The organism is Klebsiella sp. HC6 (assembly GCF_022605325.1).
In the GTDB taxonomy this organism is placed as follows: Bacteria; Pseudomonadota; Gammaproteobacteria; order Enterobacterales; family Enterobacteriaceae; genus Klebsiella; species Klebsiella terrigena.
Window position 1 is genome coordinate 5,418,118 of record NZ_CP093276.1, and the last position, 26,121, is coordinate 5,444,238.

21 protein-coding genes are annotated in these 26,121 nt (G+C 57.4%); 9 read left to right on the forward strand and 12 right to left on the reverse strand.

Going from position 1 to position 26,121, the window contains the following annotated elements; all coding sequences use genetic code 11:
* Positions 1-14 precede the first annotated feature (14 nt).
* Positions 15-1,367, reverse strand: a complete 1,353-nt coding sequence (gene pmbA, locus MMW58_RS26155) for a metalloprotease PmbA (protein ID WP_041143757.1) — start codon at positions 1,365-1,367, stop codon at positions 15-17.
* Positions 1,368-1,461: 94 nt separating this feature from the next.
* Here pmbA and yjgA point away from each other — a divergent pair, with 94 nt between their 5' ends.
* Together yjgA and MMW58_RS26165 are read left to right on the forward strand one after the other, a co-directional pair.
* The gene (gene yjgA, locus MMW58_RS26160; RefSeq protein WP_041143756.1) at positions 1,462-2,013 is read left to right on the forward strand and encodes a ribosome biogenesis factor YjgA; all 552 of its coding nucleotides are present in this window, start codon (positions 1,462-1,464) and stop codon (positions 2,011-2,013) included.
* A gap of 575 nt (positions 2,014-2,588) precedes the next feature.
* Positions 2,589-3,797, forward strand: a complete 1,209-nt coding sequence (locus MMW58_RS26165; RefSeq protein WP_241722418.1) for an aldose 1-epimerase family protein — start codon at positions 2,589-2,591, stop codon at positions 3,795-3,797.
* Positions 3,798-3,886: 89 nt separating this feature from the next.
* On the opposite strand, the gene MMW58_RS26170 is transcribed toward MMW58_RS26165, so the two are convergent.
* Positions 3,887-4,408 carry a GNAT family N-acetyltransferase gene (locus tag MMW58_RS26170; RefSeq protein ID WP_241722419.1) on the reverse strand — a complete coding sequence of 174 codons (522 nt, stop codon included), beginning with the start codon at positions 4,406-4,408 and terminating at the stop codon, positions 3,887-3,889.
* 63 nt (positions 4,409-4,471) lie between these two features.
* Positions 4,472-5,845: a UDP-N-acetylmuramate:L-alanyl-gamma-D-glutamyl-meso-diaminopimelate ligase gene (mpl, locus tag MMW58_RS26175; RefSeq protein ID WP_241722420.1), complete on the reverse strand. Its 1,374-nt coding sequence runs from the start codon at positions 5,843-5,845 to the stop codon at positions 4,472-4,474.
* A gap of 175 nt (positions 5,846-6,020) precedes the next feature.
* Between mpl and fbp the strand changes: the two genes are divergently transcribed.
* Positions 6,021-7,019, forward strand: coding sequence for a class 1 fructose-bisphosphatase (gene fbp / locus MMW58_RS26180; protein ID WP_128879238.1), 999 nt, complete (start codon positions 6,021-6,023; stop codon positions 7,017-7,019).
* Between the two features lie 43 nt (positions 7,020-7,062).
* Here the strand turns inward: fbp and yjfF are convergent, their stop codons facing one another.
* The 4 genes from yjfF to ytfQ all read right to left on the reverse strand — a co-directional run bounded on the left by yjfF (position 7,063) and on the right by ytfQ (position 11,616).
* Positions 7,063-8,061 carry a galactofuranose ABC transporter, permease protein YjfF gene (yjfF, locus tag MMW58_RS26185; RefSeq protein WP_041143751.1) on the reverse strand — a complete coding sequence of 333 codons (999 nt, stop codon included), beginning with the start codon at positions 8,059-8,061 and terminating at the stop codon, positions 7,063-7,065.
* Positions 8,048-9,073, reverse strand: a complete 1,026-nt coding sequence (gene ytfT, locus MMW58_RS26190) for a galactofuranose ABC transporter, ATP-binding protein YtfT (protein WP_095104341.1) — start codon at positions 9,071-9,073, stop codon at positions 8,048-8,050. The genes yjfF and ytfT overlap by 14 nt, the downstream gene beginning before the upstream one ends.
* A 9-nt stretch (positions 9,074-9,082) precedes the next feature.
* Positions 9,083-10,585, reverse strand: a complete 1,503-nt coding sequence (ytfR, locus tag MMW58_RS26195; protein WP_133601071.1) for a galactofuranose ABC transporter, ATP-binding protein YtfR — start codon at positions 10,583-10,585, stop codon at positions 9,083-9,085.
* A 74-nt stretch (positions 10,586-10,659) separates the two neighbouring features.
* Positions 10,660-11,616 carry a galactofuranose ABC transporter, galactofuranose-binding protein YtfQ gene (gene ytfQ / locus MMW58_RS26200; protein WP_133601072.1) on the reverse strand — a complete coding sequence of 319 codons (957 nt, stop codon included), beginning with the start codon at positions 11,614-11,616 and terminating at the stop codon, positions 10,660-10,662.
* A 391-nt stretch (positions 11,617-12,007) separates the two neighbouring features.
* Between ytfQ and ppa the strand changes: the two genes are divergently transcribed.
* The 3 genes from ppa (at position 12,008) to MMW58_RS26215 (ending at position 15,928) form a co-directional block, all read left to right on the forward strand.
* Positions 12,008-12,538, forward strand: coding sequence for an inorganic diphosphatase (gene ppa / locus MMW58_RS26205; RefSeq protein WP_041143747.1), 531 nt, complete (start codon positions 12,008-12,010; stop codon positions 12,536-12,538).
* Positions 12,539-12,762: 224 nt separating this feature from the next.
* Positions 12,763-13,833 (forward strand): 7-bladed beta-propeller protein YncE, encoded by a 1,071-nt coding sequence (gene yncE, locus MMW58_RS26210; RefSeq protein ID WP_133601073.1) that lies wholly within the window; start codon positions 12,763-12,765, stop codon positions 13,831-13,833.
* 85 nt (positions 13,834-13,918) lie between these two features.
* A complete protein-coding gene (locus MMW58_RS26215) occupies positions 13,919-15,928 on the forward strand; it encodes a TonB-dependent receptor domain-containing protein (RefSeq protein WP_241722422.1) in 2,010 nt (669 codons plus the stop codon).
* A 47-nt stretch (positions 15,929-15,975) separates the two neighbouring features.
* Here MMW58_RS26215 and MMW58_RS26220 read toward each other — a convergent pair whose 3' ends face one another.
* The 3 genes from MMW58_RS26220 to tamA are packed head-to-tail and all read right to left on the reverse strand — an operon-like array spanning position 15,976 to position 21,829.
* Positions 15,976-16,320 carry a gamma-glutamylcyclotransferase family protein gene (locus MMW58_RS26220; protein WP_133601075.1) on the reverse strand — a complete coding sequence of 115 codons (345 nt, stop codon included), beginning with the start codon at positions 16,318-16,320 and terminating at the stop codon, positions 15,976-15,978.
* Between the two features lie 2 nt (positions 16,321-16,322).
* Positions 16,323-20,099 (reverse strand): autotransporter assembly complex protein TamB, encoded by a 3,777-nt coding sequence (tamB, locus tag MMW58_RS26225; protein WP_241722423.1) that lies wholly within the window; start codon positions 20,097-20,099, stop codon positions 16,323-16,325.
* Positions 20,096-21,829: an autotransporter assembly complex protein TamA gene (gene tamA / locus MMW58_RS26230; RefSeq protein ID WP_159237512.1), complete on the reverse strand. Its 1,734-nt coding sequence runs from the start codon at positions 21,827-21,829 to the stop codon at positions 20,096-20,098. Before tamA ends, tamB begins: the two co-directional genes overlap by 4 nt.
* Before the next feature lie 210 nt (positions 21,830-22,039).
* On the opposite strand from tamA, the gene msrA reads away from it, so the two are divergent.
* Both msrA and paeA read left to right on the forward strand, forming a co-directional pair.
* Positions 22,040-22,678: a peptide-methionine (S)-S-oxide reductase MsrA gene (gene msrA, locus MMW58_RS26235; protein WP_045853335.1), complete on the forward strand. Its 639-nt coding sequence runs from the start codon at positions 22,040-22,042 to the stop codon at positions 22,676-22,678.
* Between the two features lie 172 nt (positions 22,679-22,850).
* On the forward strand, positions 22,851-24,194 hold the full coding sequence (gene paeA / locus MMW58_RS26240; protein ID WP_133601078.1) for a polyamine export protein PaeA: 1,344 nt from the start codon (positions 22,851-22,853) through the stop codon (positions 24,192-24,194).
* 75 nt (positions 24,195-24,269) lie between these two features.
* Here the strand turns inward: paeA and MMW58_RS26245 are convergent, their stop codons facing one another.
* Positions 24,270-24,476, reverse strand: coding sequence for a DUF1107 domain-containing protein (locus MMW58_RS26245; RefSeq protein ID WP_041143739.1), 207 nt, complete (start codon positions 24,474-24,476; stop codon positions 24,270-24,272).
* A gap of 318 nt (positions 24,477-24,794) precedes the next feature.
* On the opposite strand from MMW58_RS26245, the gene MMW58_RS26250 reads away from it, so the two are divergent.
* Positions 24,795-25,352 carry a YtfJ family protein gene (locus tag MMW58_RS26250; RefSeq protein WP_133601079.1) on the forward strand — a complete coding sequence of 186 codons (558 nt, stop codon included), beginning with the start codon at positions 24,795-24,797 and terminating at the stop codon, positions 25,350-25,352.
* On the opposite strand, the gene cysQ is transcribed toward MMW58_RS26250, so the two are convergent.
* Positions 25,342-26,085 (reverse strand): 3'(2'),5'-bisphosphate nucleotidase CysQ, encoded by a 744-nt coding sequence (gene cysQ / locus MMW58_RS26255; protein WP_045853338.1) that lies wholly within the window; start codon positions 26,083-26,085, stop codon positions 25,342-25,344. The genes MMW58_RS26250 and cysQ overlap by 11 nt on opposite strands.
* Between the last annotated feature and the right edge of the window lie 36 nt (positions 26,086-26,121).

The window sequence follows — 26,121 nt, forward strand, 5'->3', positions numbered from 1 at the left end:
GGTATAACACGCCGTTATTGCCCGGCGATTTTCATCTCTGGCAGCAGCACGGAACCACACTGGATGTTGCTGCGCATTTCGATATCGTCGGCGACGGTCACGATATTACGCCACATATCTTTCAGATTTCCGGCGATGGTGATTTCGCTTACCGGATACTGAATTTCGCCATTCTCAACCCAGAAGCCGGATGCGCCGCGCGAGTAATCGCCGGTCACGCCGCTGACACCCTGCCCCATCAGTTCGGTGACGACAAGTCCGGTGCCCATCTCTTTAAGCAACTTTTCAAAACTCAGGCCGCGGCCGTTGATTCGCCAGTTGTGGATGCCGCCCGCGTGTCCGGTGCTCTTCATGCCCAGCTTGCGCGCCGAGTAGTTGGTCAGCAGCCACTGCGTCAGAATGCCGTCCTTAATGATGTCGCGACGCTCCGTACGCACGCCTTCGCTGTCGAACGGCGTTGACGCCAGCCCTTTCAGCAGGTGCGGATGCTCCTCAATGGTCAGCCAGTCCGGCAGGATCTGGGTGCCGAGGGCGTCAAGCAGGAAGGTCGATTTACGGTACACCGCGCCGCCGGCAATCGCGCCGACCAGGTGACCAAACAGCCCGGTAGCCACTTCATTGGCAAAAATCACCGGTGCCTTCATGGTCGAGAGCTTGCGCGGCGCCAGGCGCGAAAGGGTGCGGCGGGCGCACTCGTCACCCACCCACTCCGGCGACGCTAAATCTTCGATCGCGCGGCCGATGGTATAGGCGTAATCACGCTCCATATCGCCGTTTTCTTCCGCGATAACGCAGCTGGACAGCGAATGGCGGGTTGAGCAGTAGCCCTGCAGCATGCCGTGGCTGTTGCCGAAGACCTTGATACCGTAGTGGCTGTTGAAGCTGCCGCCTTCGGTATTGGTGATGCGTTTATCGGCCTGCAGCGCCACCTGTTCAGCGCGGGCGGCCAGCTCGATGGCCCGATCCGGCGTCACTTCCGCCGGGTGGAACAGGTCAAGATCCGGGGCGTCAAAGGCCAGCAGCTCTTTATCGGCAACGCCGGCAAACGGGTCCGGCGAGGTATAGCGGGCAATATCCAGCGCCGCCTGCACCGTGCGGGCTATCGCCTGCGGGCTAAGATCGGTTGAGGAGGCGCTGCCCTTGCGATGCTGATGATAAACGGTGATGCCTAAGGCACCATCGCTGTTGAATTCTACGTTCTCCACCTCGCCGTAGCGGGTGCTGACGCTGATGCCGGTGGTTTTGCTGACGGAGACTTCAGCCCCGTCTGATTTACCTGCCGCCAGTTCCAGCGCCGTGGTCACGGCCTCTTCCAGCGCCTTACGCTGCTGTGCAACTTGAGAGATGACTTTCATCGCTAATGCCATAATGTAGGAAGGAGTTAATTGAAGTCTAACAGAGAACCGTTTTTCAGTGCGCGCCTTAACTGGTAACATTAGCCTCTTTTTTAAGGAGCCTGAGATGACAAAGCAGCCCGATGACTGGCTCGACGACGTTCCCGGTGATGACGTCGAAGATGAAGACGATGAAATTATCTGGGTCAGTAAAAGTGAAATTAAGCGTGACGCCGAAGAACTGAAGCGTCTTGGCGCGGAACTGGTAGAGCTGGGGAAAAACGCGCTGGATAAGATCCCGCTCGATACCGACCTGCGCGACGCCATTGAACTTGCCCAACGGATCAAGAAAGAGGGCCGCCGCCGCCAGATGCAGCTGATTGGCAAAATGCTGCGCAGCCGCGACGTTGACCCGATTCGCCAGGCGCTGGACAAGCTGAAGAACCGCCACAACCAGCAGGTTGCGCTGTTCCATAAGCTGGAGATGATCCGCGACCGCCTGATTGCCGATGGCGATGACGCGGTGCCGGAAGTGCTGAACCTGTGGCCAGAAGCTGACCGTCAGCAGCTGCGTTCGCTTATCCGTAACGCGCAAAAAGAGAAAGAAGGCAACAAGCCGCCGAAGTCCGCGCGCCTGATCTTCCAGTATCTGCGTGAGCTGGCCGAAGGCGAAAGCTAATTTAGCTCCCGCCCGCCTGGCTTTCCCGCAGGCGGCACGCCTGTCCGGGCTACCTGATAACGTTTAACCTGTAGCCCGGCATGCGTGCGCATTGCCGGGAAGGCTGGCTTTCCCCCGCCGCCCGCAGGGGCTCTCCCGCTATCGCCGCCGTCAGGCCGTCCTGAGGCTTATGTTCAGCGCCTTTCAGCTTTTTTTGCGCCTGTTTCGCCCCTATTTTGCCCCTATTTTGCTTCTCTTTGCTTTCTCTTTGCCTTCTCTTTGCCTTCTCTTTTGATCCCTGCTGCTTGCCTGCGTTTTTATCCTACCTGTACGCCGTTTTGCCGATCGTCAGCAGACGTGACTTTTTGCTGCCTCAGCCGGCAATAAAAGCTGAATCGTTAAAGCTAACTATGTTTAAATTCACATTTTTTCGGCAAAAATAATAAAACATTGCATTAAAGCAGGACTAAAGTCGCAGTTAAAAACAGAAAATCGCGCATATTCTCACCAGGTGAGGCGCTTCACATTTTCATCAGCCGCTAGCTATTAGATTTCCCTCATTGATAACAATATCGATTCAGCAAAAAGGGACGAAAATGAAAAAAATAGTAGCATTGACCGCAGTAGCGATGATGATCTCTGGGCAAGTCGCGGCAAAAACCTGGGTGCTGACAAGCGCTGAAAGCAGCATAGAGAAAGGAAACTGGCAGGTAAGCAGTGACCAGCTGAAGATAAAAGATCGCCATTTCAGCATCGAGCAAAAAGTCCTTCATGGCGGCAAGCAGGAGGGGAGTAAAGTTATCGTGATTCGCAGCCAGGACGGGCTGACTATCGCGCTCAGCCCGACTCGCGGGATGAATTTACTCAAAATCGAAGGTTTCGGCACGCGGATGGGCTGGGATTCGCCGGTCAAAGAGGTGGTTAACCCGGCCTTTATTAATCTGGAAAGCCGCAACGGGCTGGGCTGGCTGGAAGGTTTCAATGAGATGATGGTGCGCTGCGGCTACGAATGGACCGGTCATCCGGTCACCGCCGACGGGCAGATTTATACCCTGCACGGCAAAGCCGGGAACACGCCGGCCTCGCAGGTTGAGGTCGAGGTTGCCGATAGCGCGCCGTATGAAATTCGCATTCGCGGGCTGGTGAAGGAGAGCACCTTCAAGAAGGCCGATCTGCAGACCATGACCGAGCTGCGCTACGTGCCCGGCAGCAACAGCTTCAGCCTGCACGATGTCTTAACCAACCATGCCGATTATCCGCATGATTATCAGATAATCTACCACAGCAATTTCGGTACGCCGATTCTCGAAGAAGGCGCGCGTTTCCTTGCGCCGATGGCCAGCATCAGCCCGTTCAACGACTATGCCAAAGCCGGTTTGAAAACGTGGCAAACCTATGCCGGCCCGACCAAAGACTTTGACGAGATGGTGTTTAACATTCAGCCGCTCGCCGATGACCATCACCAAACGCTGGCGGCAGTGGTTAACAAGGCTGGCGATAAAGGCGCGTCAATTCAGTTTGATACCCGCCAGCTGCCGGTCCTGACGCTGTGGAAAAACACCGATAGCCAAAAACAGGGCTATGTTACCGGCATCGAGCCAGGCACCAGCTATGCCTATCCGGTGACAATTGAGCGCGAGCAGAAACGCGTGAAGCAGCTGCAGCCGGGCGCCAGCGCGCAGTTTGATCTGACCTACACTCTGCTGCACAACAATAAACAGGTTGCCGAGGTTGAGCAGAGGATTGCGGCAATCCAGGGCGACGCGAAGGTTGCGGAAAACGACGCGCCGATCGCCAAAGAGTAACCTCCCGGCCGGCGCGGCCCCCGGGCTTACCGCAGAGGCAGCGCCGACACCGCACATCCCCTTCCCGGCGCCAGCGCCGGGATATCGGTTTAGGCCATCACCACCTGGCGCAGCTGCTGCGCAAAGCGCTGGTACTGCGCCTCGTCAATCGCCTGCGGGTAGCTCAGCACCATCAGCGCATGATCGGCGATGCCGCAATGATAGGTCGGGTGACGATGCGGCCACGGGTTGTCGCTAAAGCCCATCGCGGCGTAAAACTGCAGCCGCCGGCGGGCAATTCCCGTGGTGAGCGGATCGATCTCGAGGATGGTCAGCGGCGCACGCTTAATTATTTCCGCCAGCAGGCGCTTGCCGTAGCCGCGCGAGCGCAGGCCGTCGTCAATCGCCAGATGCTCAATGTAGCCATAGCCCGCAAACTGCCAGCTGCCGCTCAGCCCGATAAACTCGCCGTCATCAAACCACGCCTCCAGCGCGTAGTGCGGGTCGCGCAGCGCGCGCTGTTTAGCCTGCGGCTCGCGCTGCTCGTGCCAGGGAAAAGCCTTGACGTACAGCGCGTCGAGGGCGGGAAAGTGCGGAGAATCGGTCGAGGTCAGTTTTTCAGAAGTGAGCATGACAAAATCCAGGATGGCAAAAAGTCTGCCCTCGCGCGGAGGGCAGAGAGACGATAGTCGGAACTACTCTGCCGCAGCCGCCTTGCTGGCCAGCTTATCCAGCAGCTTCTGATGAATGCCGCCGAAGCCGCCATTGCTCATCACCAGAATGTGGTCGCCCGGGTGGGCGGTTTTGATGATCATATCCACCAGCACGTCGACATCGGCGCTCCAGTGGGCGGGCTGCACGCAGGCTTCAGCCACCTCGGCGACCTGCCACGGAATATGCTGCGGCTGGAGCAGGAACACTTCATCCGCGCGGCCCAGCGACGGCGCCAGATCGTCTTTGCAGACGCCCATTTTCATGGTGTTCGAGCGCGGTTCGAGCACCGCCAGAATGCGGGCGGTGCCGCCAACTTTGCCGCGCAGCGCCTGCAGCGTCGCCAGGATCGCCGTCGGGTGATGGGCAAAATCGTCGTACACGGTGACGCCGTTCGCTTCGCCGCGCAGCTCAAGGCGGCGGCGGGCGTTGATAAAGCTGCCCAGCGCGTTGGCGGCGTCCGCCGGCACCACGCCGACGTGGCGGGCGGCGGCAATCGCCATCAGGCCGTTGTGCATATTATGCTCGCCGACCAGCGCCCACTTCACTTCCCCGACCTTCTCGCCGTCAAGCCAGACTTCCCACTGCGAGGCGTCGGTGTTGAGCTTTTTCGCCTGCCAGTGGCCCTGCTCGCCGACCAGCTCCTGCTCGCTCCAGCAGCCCATCGCCATAGTCTGTTTCAGGTTGATGTCGTTTTCCGGCAGAATAATTTTGCCCTGACCCGGGACAATGCGCACCAGATGATGGAACTGCTTCTGGATAGCCTTCAGGTCATCAAAGATATCCGCGTGATCGAACTCAAGGTTATTGAGGATCAGGGTTCGCGGGCAGTAGTGAACAAATTTCGAACGCTTATCAAAGAAAGCGCAGTCATATTCATCCGCTTCGATAACAAAGAACGGGCTGTCGCCCAGACGCGCGGAGACCTCGAAATTACCCGGCACGCCGCCAATCACAAAGCCGGGCTTATAGCCGCAGGCTTCGAGGATCCAGGTCGCCATGCCGGCGGTCGTCGTTTTGCCGTGGGTGCCCGCCACCGCCACAACCCAGCGATCGCGCAGGACGAAATCATGCAGCCACTGCGGGCCGGACATGTACGGAATGTTGTTTTCCAGCACCGCTTCGACGCACGGATTGCCGCGGGTCATCGCGTTACCGATGATCACCAGATCCGGCCGAGGCTCCAGCTGGCTGGCGTCATACCCTTGAATAAGATCGATCCCCTGGCTTTCCAGCAGAGTGCTCATTGGCGGATAGACGTTAGCATCCGACCCCGTTACCTCATGACCGAGGGAACGCGCCAGCATCGCCAGCCCCCCCATAAACGTGCCACAGATACCTAAAATATGAATGCGCATTCGTCACTTCCCTCTTTAATCTGGCGCACATTTTACCCTTATGTTCGGCATCAGAGAAATGCATTTCAGGCGAATCCGTTTTTTGCTGGCGCGATTCACCTGTGCGTATTTTTTTTATTCTTTGTTAAGATTGTTGCGTTCGTTTTACTTCACATAAACATGCAGGGAACGGGTTATGAAAACGTTAGGTGAATTTATTGTCGAAAAGCAGCACGAGTTCTCCCACGCAACCGGCGAGCTAACTGCTTTGTTGTCGGCGATAAAACTAGGCGCCAAGATCATCCACCGCGATATCAACAAGGCCGGTCTGGTCGATATCCTGGGTGCCAGCGGTGCTGAAAACGTGCAGGGCGAGGTGCAGCAAAAACTCGATCTGTTCGCCAATGAAAAATTGAAGGCCGCACTGCGAGCGCGCGATATTGTTGCCGGGATCGCCTCTGAAGAAGAAGACGAAATCGTCGTCTTTGAAGGCTGCGAACACGCAAAATACGTGGTGCTCATGGACCCGCTGGATGGTTCCTCTAACATCGACGTTAACGTCTCTGTCGGGACTATCTTCTCCATCTACCGTCGCATAACCCCGGTCGGCACGCCAGTCACCGTCGAAGATTTCCTGCAGCCGGGCAGTAAACAGGTCGCCGCAGGCTACGTGGTTTACGGCTCCTCCACGATGCTGGTTTATACCACCGGCTGCGGCGTGCACGCCTTCACCTACGATCCTTCTCTTGGCGTATTCTGCCTCTCCCAGGAGCGCATGCGCTTCCCGGAGAAAGGCAATACCTACTCCATCAACGAAGGCAACTACATCAAATTCCCGATGGGCGTGAAGAAGTACATTAAGTTTTGCCAGGAAGAGGATATCGGCACCCAGCGCCCCTACACCTCGCGCTATATCGGCTCACTGGTAGCGGATTTCCACCGCAATCTGCTGAAGGGCGGCATTTATCTCTACCCAAGCACCGCCAGCCACCCGGACGGCAAGCTGCGCCTGCTGTACGAATGCAACCCGATGGCGTTCCTCGCCGAGCAGGCGGGCGGTAAGGCCAGCGACGGTAAAGAGCGTATTCTCGATATCGTCCCGGTTAGCCTGCACCAGCGCCGCTCCTTCTTCGTCGGCAACAACCATATGGTTGAAGACGTTGAAAACCTGATTAAAGAGTTCCCGGACGCGTAACGCTTCTGACTTCCCCTCTCGCCCGGCGAGAGGGGAATTTACGCTAGCGATTCGCCGCCCCGCTCACCCGCGATACCGGCGAGTTCTGGCGGTTTTCCCACAGCACCGTCAGCCCGCGCTGCAGCGCAATAAAGATAAACAGCAGAATGCCGATCGCAATTTTCGTCCACCACGAGCTGAGCGTGCCGTCGAAGTTGATATAGGTCTGAATCAGCCCCTGAATCGCCACGCCGAACAGCGTGCCTAATACCGTGCCGACGCCGCCGCTGAGCAGCGTGCCGCCAATCACCACCGACGCAATCGCGTCCAGCTCAACGCCAACCCCGGCCAGCGCGTAACCGGCCTGGGTGTAGATAGAAAAAACGATCCCCGCCAGCGTCGCCAGCCCGGTCGAGAGCATGTAGATGCGGATGGTGGTCCCACGCGTCGAAATCCCCATCAGGTTCGCCGAGACGGCGCTGCCGCCAATGGCGTACACCTGATTGCCAAAGCGGGTGCGGTGGGCCATAAAAATGCCCGCCACCACCACCAGCAGCATCAGCAGCCCCATCGCGCTCAGGCGACCGCCGCCGGGAATGGTCCACGCCAGCCCGGAGAGCGTGTCATACACCGGATGATCGATAGGGATGGACTCTTCAGAGACCAGGTAGCTCACGCCGCGCAGGAAGAACATCCCGGCGAGGGTAATAATAAACGCCGGGATCTTCAGCGTATCGATAAGCCAGCCCATCAGCGCGCCAAACGCGCAGCCCATTACCAGCACCAGCGGGAACGCCAGCAGCGGCGTAATTCCCCAGACGCCAATCGCTTTTGCGAGGAACACGCCGGTGAAGGCGATCACCGACCCGACCGACAGGTCGATGCCGCCGGAGAGGATGACGAAGGTCATCCCCACGGCAATAATGCCAAGAAAAGCGTTATCGGTGAGGATATTGCAGATCACCCGCGTCGAGGCGAAGCCGGGAAACTGGGTCAGGCAATAGAGGTAGCCCAGCACGAATACGGCAAGGGTAATCATCAACGGCAAGTTACGTTTTATCACGGCCGCGTACTCCTTTCAGTAAGCTGATAAAGCGCGGCGACTGCACGATCAGTACGCACAGCACCACCACCGCTTTCACTACCTGGTTAAGCTCCGGCGGGAAGCCCGACAGCAGGATCCCGGTGTTCATCCCCTGGATAATCAGCGCGCCGACTACCGAGAGCAGAAGGTTAAAGCGCCCGCCCATCAGCGAGCCGCCGCCGATCACCACCGCGAGGATGGCGTCCAGCTCCAGCCAGAGTCCGGCGTTGTTGGCATCGGCGCCGCGGATGTCCGCCGCAACGATGATCCCGGCGATCGCCGCGCACACGCCGCTCAGCACGTAGGCCAGCATCACGACGATGCGGGTGTTGACCCCGGCATTTTTCGCCGCCCGAATGTTAATCCCTACCGCTTCAATGAACATCCCCAGCGCAGTTTTGCGGGTGAACAGCCAGAACAGCAGCAGCGTTGCGGCAGCAATCAGCACCGGCGTCGGCAGCAGCAGCAGCGAGCCGCTGCCGAGCCACGCCAGAGGCGGCGAGTCGAAGGTAACAATCTGCCCGGAGGTGATCAGCTGCGCGACGCCGCGCCCGGCCACCATCAGGATCAGCGTGGCCACGAACGGCTGAATCTTCAGCACCGCCACCAGGATGCCGTTCCATAGCCCGGCCAGCGCGCCCGCCCCCAGCGATACCAGCAGCACCACCGGCAGGCTGTGCCCGGCAACGGTCATCGAGGCGGCGGTCGCGCCGGCAATCGCCATCACCGCGCCGACCGACAGGTCAATCCCGCCGGTGGCGATAACCAGCGTCATGCCAATCGCCAGCAGCGCGACCGGCGCCGCGCGGTTAAGAATATCAATCGGGCTACCGAACAGACGCCCTTCCTGGAGAACAATCTGGAAAAAGTGCGGCGCCACCAGGCTGTCGACGGCCAGCACCAGCAGCAGCGCAATGATTTGCGGCATACCCTTCGGCCAGCTGAAGCGACGCTTCGTTTGGCCGGTTTGCGGAAGAGATCCTGGCATCATGATTTACTCCTATGCCGCAATTGCGTTCATGATCGCCGGAACGGAGAGCTCCCCGAGCGGGATCTCCGCCACCTGTTTGCGATCGCGCATGATAATGACCCGATCGGCATAGCCCACCAGCTCTTCCAGCTCTGACGAAATGACCAGCAGCGCCAGGCCATCGGCGCACAGGGTTTCAATCAGGCGGATGATCTCGGCATGCGCGCCGACGTCTATCCCGCGGGTCGGCTCATCGAGGATCAAAAATTGAGGTTTGGTGAGCAGCCAGCGGGAAAGCAGCACCTTCTGCTGATTGCCGCCGGAAAGAAACTCGATCGGCTGCTCGGCGCTGGGGGTTCGAATCCCCAGCTGGCGGATAAAGCGTTCGGCAATCTCATTTTGCTCGCGTCGCGGAATCGGACGCAGCCAGCCGCGCTGCGCCTGCAGGGCCAGCACGATGTTCTCCCGTACCGACGCCGCGGCGATAATGCCGTCGGTTTTTCGGTCTTCCGGGCAAAAGCCGATCCCGAGGCTGGAGGCCTGATGCGGCGAGCGTAGCGTCTGCGGCTTGCCTTTAATCCACGCTTTGCCGCTATCGGCCGGCTTGATGCCAAAAATCACCTCCGCCGTTTCGGTGCGTCCGGAGCCCAGCAGTCCCGCCAGGCCGACGATTTCGCCGGGGCGGACCTCGAGGTCGAACGGCGCGATGGTGCCCTTTTTACCAAAGCCTTCAAAGGCGGCGATCGGCTTGTCGCTCAGCAGGGTGCGGCCCGCGCGCTGTAAAGCGTTATGCTCCAGCTCGCGCCCCAGCATCATTTTCACCAGCTCAATCTGCGGCAGTTCGCGTGTTTCCCGGCAGCCGACGAAGCCGCCGTTGCGCAGCACGGTGATCCGATCGCTCACGGCGTACACCTGATCGAGAAAGTGGGTAACAAAAATCAGGCTGACGCCGCTGTCGCGCAGCTGGCGCATCAGGGTGAAGAGCATCTCCACCTCCTGGGTATCCAGGCTGGCGGTAGGTTCATCGAGGATCAGCACCTTAGCCGACAGGTCGATGGCGCGGCAGATAGCAACAATCTGCTGCATCGCCACGGAAAAGCGGTTAAGCGGTTCACGAACGTCAAGGGAGAAGCCGTAGGAGGCCATCAGATCGGTGGCGCGCTTTTCCATCTCTTTGCGCCGCAGCAGGCCAAAACGGCGGGGCTCGCGGCCGATAAACAGATTGTCCGCCACCGACATATTCGGCAGCAGGTTCACTTCCTGATAGACGGTACCGATGCCCAGCTGCTGCGCGTGGGCGGTATTTTTCGGCGCAATGGCCTGGCCCTCAAGCCAGATAGTGCCGCGATCCGCGTGATAAACGCCGGTGAGCGCTTTGATCAGGGTCGATTTCCCCGCGCCGTTTTCACCCAGCAGGGCCATGATCTCACCGCGCCGCAGGCTGAAATCGACGTTATCCAGCGCCTTAACGCCGGGGAAAAATTTGCTCAGTCCCTCGGTACGAAGGATCTCCTGGTGTACTTCGCCGTTCATGGTTTCCCCTCCCCTAACCCTCTCCCCACCGGGGAGAGGGAACTAAACCGAGCGTCCTGATGGCCTACGCTCACTCAATAGCCCATGTTTTTCTTCTTCTCCAACTGCTCTTTCGCCGTATCCGGCAGGAAGAGCGTCGATTTGGTGATGGTCAGCTTCTCAGGCAGGGTGCCGTCTTTCTTGAATTTCTCCAGCGCATCAAACGCCGGCCCTGCCATATTTGGCGTCAGCTCAACGTTAGCGTTCGCTTCGCCGGCGATCATCGCTTTGTAGATATCCGGTACGCCGTCTATCGAGCCGGTCAGAATATCTTTGCCCGGCTTCAGCCCGGCCTCTTTAATCGCCTGGATGGCGCCGATGGCCATGTCGTCGTTATGGGCGTAAACCATGCAGATGTTCTTGCCGTTGTTTTCCGCTTTGATAAAGCTCTCCATAACCTCTTTCCCCTTACTGCGGGTAAAGTCGCCGGACTGGGAGCGAATAATCTTGATGTTCGAGGCCTTAGCGATGGCCTCAGCGAAGCCTTTTTTGCGGTCAATGGCGACGCTGGCCCCGACGGTGCCCTGCAGCTCAACGACGTTGCACGGCTTGCCGTCAACGGTTTTCACCAGCCAGTCACCAATCAGCTGGCCTTCCAGCACGTTATTGGCGGTGACGGTGGTCATGTAGAGATCTTTGTCTTTTACATCAATAGAGCGGTCGAGCAGGAAGACCGGGATTTTGGCCTCTTTGGCCTCCTTCAGCACCGGCTCCCAGCCCGTCGCCACGACCGGGGCGATAAAGATGGCGTCGACGCCCTGCGCAATGAAGGAGCGTACGGCTTTAATCTGGTTTTCCTGTTTTTGCTGACCGTCGGCAATCTTCAGAGTAATACCGCGCTTAGCGGCCTCCTCCTTCGCGACGTTGGTTTCTGCCGCACGCCAGCCGGATTCAGACCCGACCTGCGAAAATCCTACGGTCAGAGGGGCAGCTATTGCCATAGATGACATAGCTGCGGAAACTGCTGTGACAAGAAGTAAGCGCTTCCACATAAGGCGATCCTCGTAGGGTTATTGTTAGTGAAATCGTTATCTGCGGAATTACTATAGACAATCAGAAATGTAACTGGATGAGTTACATCACACTTCAGAAAAGTAAATTTTATGTTGATTAAAGCCATTTACTGCGTCTTACAGCCGATAAGACGATCGGCATATCAGCAGGTGGTTAAATTTAAAGCTCCTTATCAGCACCGGAAGATTTAGTGTAATCGCTTACATAAAAGTATGAAAAATGTGGCTATATTTATGGATTTTAGGCTCGTTTAGCAGGGAAAAATTACGCTATCTTTCCGCCCCCCTGAATGAAAAGAAGCGAAGACATTCGATGTGAGTTGGCTATAATACCGGGCACTTGTTTGCTATACATTTTAAAGGAACAGACATGAGCTTACTCAACGTACCTGCGGGTAAAGATCTGCCGGAAGACATCTACGTCGTTATCGAGATCCCGGCGAACGCAGACCCAATCAAATACGAAGTCGACAAAGAGAGCGGTGCACTGTTCGTTGACCGCTTCATGTCCACCGCGATGTTCTATCCGTGCAACTACGGCTACATCAACCACACCCTGTCTCTGGACGGTGACCCGGTTGACGTGCTGGTCCCGACTCCGTATCCGCTGGAGCCAGGCTCAGTGATCCGCTGCCGTCCGGTTGGCGTACTGAAGATGACCGACGAATCCGGTGAAGATGCCAAGCTGGTTGCGGTACCGCACACCAAGCTGAGCAAAGAGTACGATCACATCAACGACGTGAACGACCTGCCGGAACTGCTGAAAGCCCAGATCACCCACTTCTTCGAGCACTACAAAGATCTGGAAAAAGGCAAGTGGGTTAAAGTTGACGGTTGGGACAATGCTGCTGCGGCGAAAGCTGAAATCATTGCTTCCTTCGAGCGCGCTGCGAAGAACTAAGTTCGCCTCTGCGTGAAGCCAGACCCTGAACGCCGGCTGCCGGCTAGTAAGGGTTTTTTTATGTCCGCTGTTCACCCCTGCCCGTTTATTTCCCCCCTGCGGACAAACCTGCGGCCAGACTTGCGCCTACCAGAATAGGAAGTCGGCCGGCTACATTTGCAATTGCGAATGAAATTAAAAATCATTATCATTTTCAGTTCGTAAATAAATGTGAATAAACGTCAATGAACCTCCACAATGTGAAGACCCTAAAGCTCTGTTCCGGCATGGCGCTGACCGCGGCCCTGCTACTGACCGGCCTGACCGCAACGGCCGCCGCGCTTCCTGAGAAAGATTTCCTGACTCGTGAAGTGGGTCATGGCGTCTATGAGCTGGCGGTAGACGCACAGCAGCATGCGCTGTTCGCCGCCTCCGCCCCTTCGTTTGATAAAGACAAAACGACGGGGCAGATTTACAAGCTGGACCTGGAAAGCCTCACCACCGTTGAAGTCATTAAAACCAGCCGGCGGGCGTTTGCCACCGCTCTGGACGACGCAAATCATGTCCTGTACGTCGGCAATACCCTCGAAGGCTCGGTCACGCTAGTCGATACCCGCAGCGGCAAGGAGCTGGCGGTGCTGCAGCTCAGCGAGGCGAGCGACCCGAAAGCGATTATCCATACGCGTGAAATGGTCCTCGATAAGCAGAACCATCGCCTGTACGTCTCCGGCGTCGCGGAGAAGGGCGTTGTCTGGGTGGTCGATACCGCCAAGCGGGCGAAGATTGCGACCATCAGCGAGATGGGCGAATACCCAACCGGCATGGCGGTCGATCCGCTAAAAAACCGGCTCTACGTGGTGAACGGCAGAAATGGCCTGATCGTCATCGATACCACCAGCAATAAAATTATCGACCGCTTTACCGTCGCCGCGGATAAAAAGCGCTTTTTCCTTAATATCGCCGTGGATGCCAAAAATAGCCGCGCCTTTATTACCGACCCGGATTTACCCAATGTATTAGTGGTCGATATTCGTAACGGTAACGTCCTTTCTAAAATTGACGTGATTAACTCCCTGGCCGTTATTTATAACGAGAAGCGTCAGGAAGTTTATATTACCCACCGCAACGCCAAACTGATAACCATCGCCGACAGCGAAACCGGCAAGGTAAAACAGAGTATTCAAACTACCGCCCTGCCCAACAGTCTTGCACTTTCCGCCGATGCGAACACGCTGTACGTCAGCATTAAACAGCCCGAAGAGCTGATAGGTAAAAAGCCTGACTACGTGATGAAAATCGACCTGACTCAATACTAATCCTCATCACGCGTTATTTTTCACCTTGTGGCGGCGTACCGTCACGAGGTGATGTCGTTATTTTCTCTTTGCAGGTGTCTATATTATGAAAACGCGTCAACTGATTACCCTTACGGGGATCGTCGCCCTATCCGGCGGAGTTATTTTGCCCTCTCAGGCGGAAGAACTCAGCGAAACCTCGCGCAGCGGCGAAGATCAAATGGTGGTGACCGCCACCGGCTTTGCGCAGGAAAAGCGTGAAGCACCGGCGACCATCTCGACAATCGATCGCCAAACGCTGGATATTCAGCCCGACCGCAACGTCGGCGAGGCGATAAAAAACCTCCCCGGCGTGTCGGTGTCGAGCGGCAGCGAAATATCCTCGGGCAGCATCATGATGCGCGGCATGGATCCTTCCTACACCGCCTTCATGGTGAACAGCGTCAAGCAGAATACCGGCGAATCTCGCCCCTATGGCCAGGACCTCGGCACCGAAGCCAGCTTCCTGCCGCCGATGGAGGCGATTGAGCGTATTGAGGTGATTCGCGGCCCGATGTCCTCCCTCTACGGCTCAGATGCCATCGGCGGGGTGGTGAACGTCATTACCAAAAAGCCTTACGGCGTGAAGGAGTGGACCGGCGCCCTTGCCGCCAACACCTGGCTCCAGGAGCACCGTGATTTTGGCAATACCAGCCAGATGAATCTGTTCACCATGGGTCCGCTGATCCCCGACGTCCTCGGCCTGAGCCTCGCGGCCGACTGGCTGGATCGTCGCGATGACGAACGCGAAAACTACTTCGGCAAGCACAACCGCAAGTCCCTCGATATGACGCTCGGCCTGGCCGCCAGCGAGAACAACCTCTTTGACCTGAACGTGGTCACCGGCGAGCAGGAGAAAAATCGGACCTGGCAGCGCGGCACGCCCTGGACGTGGCGCTTCGACCGCGACGCCTTAACCCTGACGCACTCCGGCTGGTATGCCGACGATACCGTCGCCACCACCAACTACATTAATTATGAAAAGGGCCGCTCAAAGTACGTCTATGACGGGCAAACGCCGCAATACGTGCAGACGGAAAACTACGTTGCCAACAGCCAGACAACCCTGAGCCTGGATAACCACAAGCTGACCGTGGGCGCGAACTTTACCCGCGAAGAGCTGAATGACCGCTTTGATATCGCCAACAAAACCCTGCCGGGATCCACCCCGGTTACCAAAGTGAGCCGCAACGGCTGGGCGCTGTTTGCCGAAGACGGCTGGACCCTCGGCGATTTCATCCTGACCACCTCAGGGCGCCTCGATCGCGATGATAACTTTGGTACCCACGTCACGCCTAAGCTGTACGGCAACTGGGCGTTTAGCGACGCATGGGCGCTGAAGGGCGGGGTCTCTGCAGGCTATAAAAAGCCGGAGCTGCGCGCGACCTCCAGCGACTTTATTACGCCGCACGGCTCAACGGTACCCTATCCCTTCCTGACGGTCGGCAACGACGACCTGAAGCCGGAGAAAAGCGTTAACTCCGAGCTCGGCCTGTACTGGACGGGCAGCGCCCTGGCGCTTGACGGCACGGTCTTCTATACCCAGTTCAAAGATAAAATTACCGAGCAGAACATCTGCGAAACCTCGGCCACCAGCCAGTGCTCCGTTAACGGCTACAAAGCAGACTCAATCGACAAGTACTTTAACGTCAGCAAAGCGGACGTCTACGGCGTCGAGCTCAACGCTGACTGGCAGATTAGTGCCGATATCAAGGCTAACGCCAACTACACCTACAACCACAGCGAGCAGAAAAGCGGGGCGGAAAAAGGCTATGCCCTGAACGACTACCCGCGCCATATGGCCAATCTGTCGCTCAGCTGGGCGGCAACGCAGAGCCTGGACGCCTGGAGTACAGTGAACTATCGCAGCAGCAACCGCGATAGCGGCAGCCACAATGAGTATGAGGCCTATACGATGGTGGATGTCGGCCTGCGCTATCGCGTGAACAAAAACGCGCAGCTGCTGGCAGGGATCTATAACCTGTTTGATGCCGACCCTAAACGCACCACCTCGTGGGGCGAGTACGGTCAGATAGAGGGTCGACGCTATAACCTCGGCGCGCGCGTCGAGTTCTGATTAGCGCCCGCAAAAAACAGCGCCACCCGAGGGTGGCGTTGTCGTTTTTAATACTGGTCTCTGTCTAACCAGTTACCGCTCTCTATCAGCGTAAACCCCTCAACCGGGCGCTGATAGACATACATCCATGCGCCGCCATACGGCGTCTGGATAAGATGGCGCGCGTATTCGCCGCCTTTGGTACGCAGAGCATCCAGTTCGGCCAGCGTCGATGCGTCAATACGATAGACTTCACCATGTACCGTGCCTTCACCGGGCACCGCGCCTGGATAGTGGCCCAGGCTGTACAGCTGATAATCGTTGACACTATGAGCGCCCAGCCACTGAGCGTTGGTCATCCAGTGGCTGTTGCCTTGTTTGCGTCGTAAACTGCCGTAAACAAATATTCGCATTGCTAAAACTCAAACTGATAGAGCAAATCGAGAGCCTGGTCTACGCCAGACACCGCTTCCATATATAGCTTAGGCATCAGGCGATAGCGTAATGTCAGCGTCGCCAGAGAGTCGAAGATACCGACCCCGTATTTTACCTGCAGACCCGGCAGCACATAGCCGCTGACTACCACCTGGGAAGAGTCGCCTACCCCTTCGGTATCCAGCGCCAGATTGCTTACGCCAAACGTCTCGCCGATTTTACCCACAACCTGACCACTTTGTGCAACCCCCAGTCCAATAAGCATTGACGTCATTGCGGCGCTATCGCTCTGCCCGCTGCTCAATCCCTGGCCGCGCAGCAGATAAGAAAGCGCTTCCTGCTGCGACATGACCGGGTCGGAGAAGATCTCCGCCCGCGGCTGGTCGGCCGAGCCGGTGACGCGAACGCCGGCAATTACGTCGTCTTCTGTGGCATCCGGGTTGCGAATGGCTTCGATATTCAGCGAAGGCTGATCCGGCGGACCGGAGAACAGCAGCTCGCCTTTACGGACGATCAGATCCTGACCGTAGGCGTGGAAGCGCCCTTCAGGAATATTGATCTGCCCGTTGAGGCCCAGACCCTGTTTATCCTGAGCAACTTTTAAATCGCCGGTCAGGCGCGCCTTCAAGCCAAACGCGCTGAGGCGAACGTTGTTACCGACATGGATAGTCAGGTTGCTGTTGATCGGGATACCGGCGCTCTGCGGCTTAATCGGCTGCAGGGAGTCGTTCAGCATAACCTCATCGGAAGAGACGCCGACCGCGCTCTCCGGCACGTCGTTAACCACAATGCGCGCCCACGGAATATCGACGCTACCGTCAAGATTAAACAAGCTTGGCGTCGCGGTAAAGACCACGTCCGGCGAAACGTCCAGGCGCACCATCGGCGGTACCGTAATACGCACCCGGCTGCCCTTCGCCGCAATCTGCGCGCGCCAGTTGTCTATCTGGGTCCAGTCGGCGTTACCGTTCAGGCTAATCTGCCCCTGGCGCGTATTCACCGTTCCCTGCAGCGTCGAACGGGTGCCGTTGAAGTTCATCGCCAGCTGGCTCGGCTGCATATCGAACGGCATAAAGTTACCGTCAATATCCACGCCGTTGAGCTGCATCTGACCAAACAGCTGCGGATTTTTCACATCGCCGCCGAGGCGCAGGTTGGCGTTAAGCCGCCCTTCCGCCTTTTCCCCGCGCGAGAAGATCGGATTAATCATCGCCAGCGAGAAGTTATTGATGTTGATATTGCCGCCGAGATTGCGTCGGCCCTGCGGGTCGGTGACCTGAACCTGCCCGTCAAGCTGACCGTTATTGGTCAGGCGGATCAGCCAGCCGAGCTGCGCGCGGTTGTTGTGCAGATCGGCGGTGAGGTTCAGAGTATCGAAAGCCACCGGCAGCGGCGCATCGTTGACCGTCTGGGTTACCTTCACGTTACGTCCGTTCAGCGTCACCTTGCCCTGCGGCAGCCCCTCTTTGGTGGTGTCCCAGCTCACGTCGGCGTTGCCGCTAAATACGCCGCTGGCCTGGGTGGCTTCCGGCATAAACGGCTTGAGCATCGCGAGGTCGAAACGGTTGAGGTTGACGACCGCCCGTCCGCTCGCGCCCGCATCGATCGCCTGCGGCACGCAGAGCTCGGCGTTCGGGTTGGCCCAGCAGTGCGGCCCAATGCTGATTTTCTGCTCGCGGTTACGGTAGTCCAGCGCGATATTACGCGTCAGCGAAACCGGGCCCACCGGCGTCTGGAAGCGGGTATTGCTCAGCGTTCCTCTCCAGCGCTCCTCTTTGCGGTCAAAGCTCCCCGCCAGAGACAGCTGGCCGGAGACCGGCTCCCCCTGCACTTTAAGCTGCAGGTCATGCTGCTTCTCATTCCCCTTCGCATTGAGCTGCACCAGGCTGATATTGACGCCCGGCTGGCTGATACGATCGATACGCACGTCGAGATTGCCGGCAATCTGATCGCTGGATTTAACGTCGCCTTTGACGTTAACCTGGGCAATCGATAGCTCCTGCCAGCGCAGGGCGCGGGCGGTGATATCCGCCAGCAGCTGCGGCGCCTCCACGGTGCCGCGCACCTTCACCAGCCCTTTCGCCGTTCCGCCAAGGCCCGGCAGGGCGTTGTCGAGATGCGGGGCATCGATGGTGGCGTCGAGATTCAGATCCTTAACCCCCAGCTCGCCTTTCACGTCGGCGCTGTTGGGGCCTAACGCCAGGTGCAGGCCGGGGATTTTCCACTGCATATAGCTATTGCCCTGCAGGGAACCGCTGACATCAACCTTATTCTGCTTCACGTTACCGGTGATTTTCAGCTCCGGCACCGACATCTGCCAGCTGCCGCCGTAGAGGCTGCCCTGGGTTTTGATCAGACCGTTGAGCTTCGAAGGCCAGTCCGGGACCTCTTTGGCCGTATTAATGCCGTCAAGAGTCAGCTCGCCGCGCCAGCTGATCGCCTGCTGCCAGTCGAGCAGCGCCTTCAGCTCGGTTTTCCCTTCCAGCGCGGCAACGGTCAGCTTATCAATATTCACCTGCTGCTCGTTGCCCTTAGCATTGAGGCTGATTTTCGCCGGCGGCAGAGATTGCCCCTTCACCGCGGTGCTCAGCGCCAGGGCGTAGTCGGTCATTTTGCCGCTGAATTTCAGCTGCAAATCGTCGGCCTGGAACTGCTTTTCGCCGCTAAACGGCCAGTAGAGCTGCTTGCTTTTCAGCTCCATATTGAGCGGCAGCCCGGCTTCCGCCAGCTGCGTTTCGGCGCGCAGCGTCATCGCCACCGGGCCGGCTAAATCAACGCCAACCGTCAGCTTTTTACGCATCTCGCCGCCGACCTTCAGCTGCACCTTCTCGCCCTTGAGCGGGTCAATATTCAGCGTACCGTCGAGGGTAATATCCACCGGCCAGCTGTCCTGCAGCTGCGCGCTGCCCGAGGCGGTGACTTTGCCCTGGTCGGAATCAACATCCAGGGTATCGAGCTTCATCTGCCCGTCAATGCTGCTGACCTTCAGCAGCAGGCTGTAGATGGTCATATCGGTATCGCCGGTGATCCGCAGCTGCTCGCCGCGGAACTCCTCGATATTGAGGTTGAGCGGCAGGTGGACATCGGCCATTTCCGGCAGCACCGGCTTCTCAAACAGCGCCTTCATCGTCTCGCCGAGCGGTTTCTCTTCCGGCTGCGGATTCTCTATCTTCGGCTCAACGATCTGCTCCTGCGCCACCTTCGCGACTTTCGGCAGCGCGATAAGCAGCCCCTGCAGCGACGTCGGCGTCAGGGTCAGGTTTTTCTCCTGCCAGCGCAGGCCGGTGGAGAAATCCCGCACCGACACGGCGGTATCATCAATTTTGACGTTAACGTTTTGCAGCGCGACGCGGCTCAGGGTGATGGGATACGGCGTGGAGAGATTCAGCGGCCCTGAATCTTCCTCTTCTGGCGGCGCGGAAGGCGGCATTTTTGCGGTATCGATAGCGACGTAGATATCGCGCAGCGAAATATCGTTGACGCACAGGCTGCTGTCCCACAGGCAGCGTAATTTGACCGCAAGGTGGAACTGACCGGCGGTCACCGCCACGCCCGGCTGGGCAAAGCGCACGTTCTCCAGCGTCAGGTCACGCCAGCCGCCGGTAACCTTGCCGATCTCCAGGCCAGGTACCCAGCGGTCCGCCGCCTTCAGTACGAGGTGCAGGCCGCTGGTAGTGCCGACCAGGAAGCCAACCGTGCCCAGCAGCAGGACCAGAAAGAGCACGACCCCGAGGCTTATCTTCTTCCATAAACTCATAATTCAGGCCCCAGACCGATGTAAAACTGTAAACCGTGTTCGTCTTTGTCGCCGACCGGCGCGGCGATATCCAGCTTGATAGGACCGACCGGCGACTGCCAGCGAACGCCAACGCCGGCGCCGGTTTTGAAGTCGCTTTTGCGGATATCGCTTACTGCCTCACCGCCGTCGATAAACATCGCCCCCCACCACTTTCCGCTGACGTTGTACTGGTACTCCAGCGAGCCGGTGGCCAGCTTCGATGCACCGATCAGCTTGCCATCGTCGTCTTTTGGCGAGATAGATTTGTATTTGTAGCCGCGAATGCTGCGGTCGCCCCCGGCGAAGAAGCGCAGATCCGGCGGGACCTTGTCGAAATTGTCGGCCTCAATCCAGCCGAGGTTACCGCGCACCACAAAACGGTGACGATCGTAGAGGGTGCGGATCCACACGTCCTGCGCCTGGGCGACGACGAAGTTAATATCCGAGCCCCACATGGTGTTGGAGTAATCCACCGAATAGCGCTGGGAATCGCCCCAGGTCGGCATCAGGCCGCCCCGCGAGCGGGTGCGGTTAACCGATACCCCGGGATAAATCAGCATGGTGGTATTGGTGACGTTAGCCTGGGTAAAGTGATCGAGGCTCCAGCGCAGGTTGATAGCGCGCTGCCAGCCGCTCGACATCTCCCAGTAACGCGATGCCGCGAGGGTGGTGGAGTCGGCTTTGGTATCGTTGAGATCCGTGCGCTTAAAGCCGCCCTGCATCAGGTAATACTGTTCCAGCGGGCTCTTCAGCAGCGGGACCTTATAGCTGAAATCAAGCTGCTGCTCCGGTGCGGAGAGGCTGACGCTGGAGGTCAGGCTGTGGCCATAGGAGTTCATCCACGGCTTTTTCCAGGTCGCCTTCACCCGCGGCCCGACGTCGGTAGAATAGCCGATACCGGTTTCGACGGTATTCTCTTTGCGCGGCGCGACCACGCCCTTCAGAGGCAGCACTTTCGTTTTTCTGGATTTTTCAAACTCCGGTGCGACCACCACCGAGCTGAACCAGCCGGTGGCCGCCAGGCGGCGGTTTAGCTCCGCCAGATCCTCGGAGGTATACTCATCCCCCTGCTTAAACGGCACCAGATTTTGCAGGTACTCGTCGCGGATCTGCGACCCGCTGAAGGTCACGGCGCCGAAGCGATAGCGCTCGCCGCTGTCGTAATCGATATCCCAGAAGGCCTGATGACGATCGAGAGAGACCCCGAGCTGGCTTTTATTGAATTCACTATCAAAGTAGCCTTTGCGCAGCGCTACGCGGGTCAAGGAGCTTTTAAAACCGTCGTAATCGCCGTGATTCAGCACGGTGCCGATTGCCGGACGCGTTTTTAACAAATCCAGATAGTCACGGTCGGTTCGCGCACCGCCGCGCAGAATAACGTCGGTGCCGCCAATACGCACCGGTTCGCCGGGCGTCACTTTGGCAATCAGCACCTGCCGCCCTTTTGCCGGCGGCGGACGTAAATCAAAATCGATCGTCGGTTCGTAGTAACCTAGCGCTTTCAGGCCTTCACGGATGGCATCATCAACGCGCGCGCGAAAGCGGCGATCCGGCGTGACTTCATCGCTTTGGATCGTCGATAGCTGGGCACGGACGTTTTTTTGCAGCTCCCCGGATAGCCCCTCAACCTGCAAACGCACGCTCGCGGCGCTAGCGACCCCGCTGACCAGCAAAAGGCTGGTGACACATAACTGGCGGATTTGTAGCACGTTTTCTCCTGAATATCCTTGTTTCCCCCCGAAGGAAACGAAAGCGCCGATCCCCGGCTTAACAAAACCCTAACAGCTAAGGGTTGAAAAAATGACGATAACCCAAATAATTCTTATGTTTAAATCCAGACGTACCGATCGTGTTTATTGTGTAAAAAGACACGCATCGTTACAACCTTAACTACGACTTATGTTTCAGAGAGGCCAACCGTGAGTCTATTTGATAAAACGCATCTTGTCGCCCAGGCGGATGCGCTACCCGGACGCAACACCCCTATGCCGGTGGCAACGCTCCACGCCGTCAATGGCCACTCCATGACTAACGTTCCTGCGGGAATGGAAGTCGCGCTGCTGGCGATGGGCTGCTTTTGGGGAGTTGAGCGCCTGTTCTGGCAGCTGCCCGGCGTTTACAGCACCGCCGCAGGCTACACCGGCGGCTACACCCCTAACCCCACCTACCGCGAAGTCTGTTCCGGTGATACCGGCCACGCCGAGGCCGTACGCATCGTGTATGACCCGCAGGTCGTCAGCTATGAGCAGCTGCTGCAGGTATTCTGGGAAAACCACGACCCGGCTCAGGGAATGCAGCAGGGCAACGATCGTGGTACCCAGTATCGTTCGGCCATCTATCCGCTGACGCCAGAGCAGGATGCGGCCGCCAAAGCGAGCCTGGCGCGTTTTCAGGCGGCGATGCGCGACGCCAACGACCCGCGACAGATCACCACCGAGATAGCCACGGCGAAGCCGTTCTACTATGCTGAAGACGACCACCAGCAGTATCTGCATAAAAATCCGTACGGATACTGCGGGATCGGCGGGATCGGCGTATGCCTGCCGCCACAGGCCTGATAGTGAATATTACCGGGGCGCACAATTAACGCTCTGGCGGCTTTACAGTACCTTACGCTATACTAGGCTGTGTTGTAGCCGGTCCAGTGCCTTCGGACCGGTTTTTTATGTATTCCACATTAGAGTTATCAACTTCCCTTCCGAGGATCTGGCCTCAACGGCTAGATAAACTATGTTAAACAGTATTTTAGTAATACTTTGTCTGATTGCCGTCAGCGCATTTTTTTCGATATCCGAAATCTCGCTGGCCGCCTCACGTAAAATCAAACTCAAACTGCTGGCCGATGATGGCAACCTGAACGCTCAGCGCGTTCTCAAAATGCAGGAAAACCCCGGGATGTTCTTCACCGTTGTGCAAATCGGTCTGAACGCGGTGGCGATTCTCGGCGGTATCGTCGGCGATGCGGCATTCTCCCCGGCCTTCAACGGCCTGCTAAGCCGCTATATGTCCTCGGAACTCTCCGAGCAGCTCAGCTTTATTATCTCCTTTACGCTGGTCACCAGCCTGTTCATCCTGTTTGCTGACCTGACCCCGAAACGCATCGGTATGATTGCGCCAGAAGCCGTGGCTTTGCGCATCATCAACCCGATGCGCTTCTGCCTGATGGTGTTCCGCCCGCTGGTGTGGCTGTTCAACGGCATGGCCAACAATATTTTCCGCCTGTTCAAAATACCGATGGTGCGTAAAGACGACATCACCTCCGACGATATTTACGCGGTCGTTGAGGCCGGCGCGCTGGCCGGCGTGCTGCGTAAGCAGGAGCATGAGCTGATTGAGAACGTGTTCGAGCTGGAATCGCGTACCGTTCCGTCGTCGATGACCTCGCGTGAAAACGTTATCTGGTTCGATCTCCACGAAGACGAGCAGAGCCTGAAGAACAAGGTTGCGGAGCATCCGCACTCCAAGTTCCTGGTCTGTAACGAAGATATCGACCATATCATCGGCTACGTGGACTCCAAGGATCTGCTGAATCGCGTGCTGGCGAATCAAAGCCTGGTGCTGACCGGCGGCGTGCAGATCCGCAATACGCTGATTGTCCCCGATACCCTGACGCTCTCCGAAGCGCTGGAAAGCTTCAAAACCGCCGGCGAAGACTTTGCGGTCATCATGAACGAATATGCGCTGGTGGTGGGGATTATTACCCTGAACGACGTCATGACCACCCTGATGGGCGATCTGGTTGGCCAGGGGCTGGAGGAGCAGATCGTCGCCCGCGATGAGAACTCGTGGCTGATTGACGGCGGTACGCCGATTGATGATGTGATGCGCGTGCTCGATATCGACGATTTCCCGCAGTCCGGCAACTATGAAACCATCGGCGGCTTTATGATGTTTATGCTGCGTAAAATCCCCAAGCGCACCGACGCGGTGAAATTCTCAGGCTACAAGTTTGAGGTGGTGGACATCGATAACTACCGCATCGATCAGCTGCTGGTCACCCGCATCGATAACAAGCCGACGGTGCTGGTACCGAAGCAGTCGGAAACGATGACAGGCGAAAAAGAGTCGGCATAATCGCCGCCTTCAGAAACACTAACGGCTCCCATCAGGAGCCGTTTTTCTTACCGTACAGCTATACCACTTTTCAGATTAAGCCATCTCTGTTTGCAGACGCAGAACCTGACGATTGACCTCGGACATCACAGAAAAATGCTGCTTGTCCTTTACCTTCGGGATAAGGATTTTGCCCTTATCAAACTCAAAAGCGCCAACATCCTTGATATATAACCGTCCACGGAACAGGATCTTCACGTACTTCGCCACTTGCAGCGGATTGTAGCGTTGGAAAATTTTCATTGTTGTCTCCTGCCAGGGTTACGCTCCTGTGGTGCCACACTTAGCCCACGAATCCAGAGCGCAAATTTTAATGCCCTGAAACTATAGTCCAGAACTTCTGTAATACCCAGCATGCATAAGTTTATTTACCTTTTGATGACACTAATTAAGAATTTTCTTTTCATACATACGTAGAAGTGAGTATAAGTCACCGATTTTATTCGGATATGTGCGTTAACACGCAATCTGGCACTCTGATTGCGTGTCATGCCGATAAATCGCACTTATGCTTAAGCCAGACCAAGTGGTCGGATCACCTGTACATAATAAGGAAACATCATGGCCCTACGTAAAATTCTGGCAGCCTCACTCCTTCTGCTTCCGCTGATCGCCTCAGCGCATAATTTTGTCGATGGACAGCGCGTCGCGCCGGTTGGCATCGCCGACCGGGGAGAACTCATTCTGGATAATGATAAGTTTAGCTATAAAAACTGGAATAGCTCGCAGCTGGCAGGAAAAGTGCGCGTGATACAGCACATCGCCGGACGCACGGCAGCAAAAGAGAAAAACGCCACGCTGATAGAGGCGATCAAGGCCGCGAAGCTGCCGCACGATCGCTATCAGACCACCACTATCGTCAATACCGATGACGCGATCCCGGGCTCCGGCGTGTTCGTGCGCAGCAGCATTGAGAGCAACAAGCAGCTCTACCCGTGGTCGCAGTTTATCGTCGATGATAACGGTCTGGCACGTAAGGCGTGGCAGCTGCAGGAGGAGAGCTCGGCCATCGTGGTGCTGGATAAGGACGGCCGCGTTCAGTGGGCTAAAGACGGTGCGCTAACCCAGGATGAAGTGCAGCAGGTTGTCGCCCTGCTGCACAAGCTGCTCAGTAAATAGATACCCGGAAGCCGGGGTTGAGGAAGGATTCACGCGGCGTGTAGTCGAGCGTTCTTCCCTGCCAGTCGTGAACGTGCGCCCCGGCGGCAACCGCGACCGCATGGCCTGCGGCGGTATCCCAGCTATTGGTCGGCCCGAAGCGCGGATAGAGCTGGGCCTGACCTTCCGCCACCAGGCAGAACTTCAGCGATGAGCCGATCGAAGTGGTTTGATGTTCACCGATCTGCTCCAGGTACTCCTCCAGCTCCGGATCGTTGCCGTGGGAGCGGCTGATGACCACCAGCGGAGGCCGGGCGTCGCGAACCTGAATTTGCTTACGCCTGCCGCACTCCTCTTTCCAGGCCTTGCCGTTTTCCGCGCAGTACAGCACCTTCATCACCGGCGCATAGACCACGCCAAGCACCGGTTTACCCTTCTCAATCAAGGCGATATTGACCGTGAACTCACCGTTGCGCTTGATAAACTCTTTGGTGCCGTCCAGCGGGTCCACCAGCCAGTAGCGCTGCCAGTGCTGGCGCACCTGCCACTCCTGAGGGTCTTCTTCAGACAGGATCGGGATATCGGGGGTCAGCGCCAGCAGGCCGCTCATAATGACTTTATGCGCAGCAATATCCGCCGCGGTGACCGGAGAATCATCCTTCTTGCTGGCGACGTCCATCGGCTGATTTCCATCATAGACTTCCATAATGGCATCGCCGGCGATCCGTGCAAGCTGACATACTTGTTCTAACATTCTCCACCTCATCTGGTTGCAGTGGCGTTAACTCGT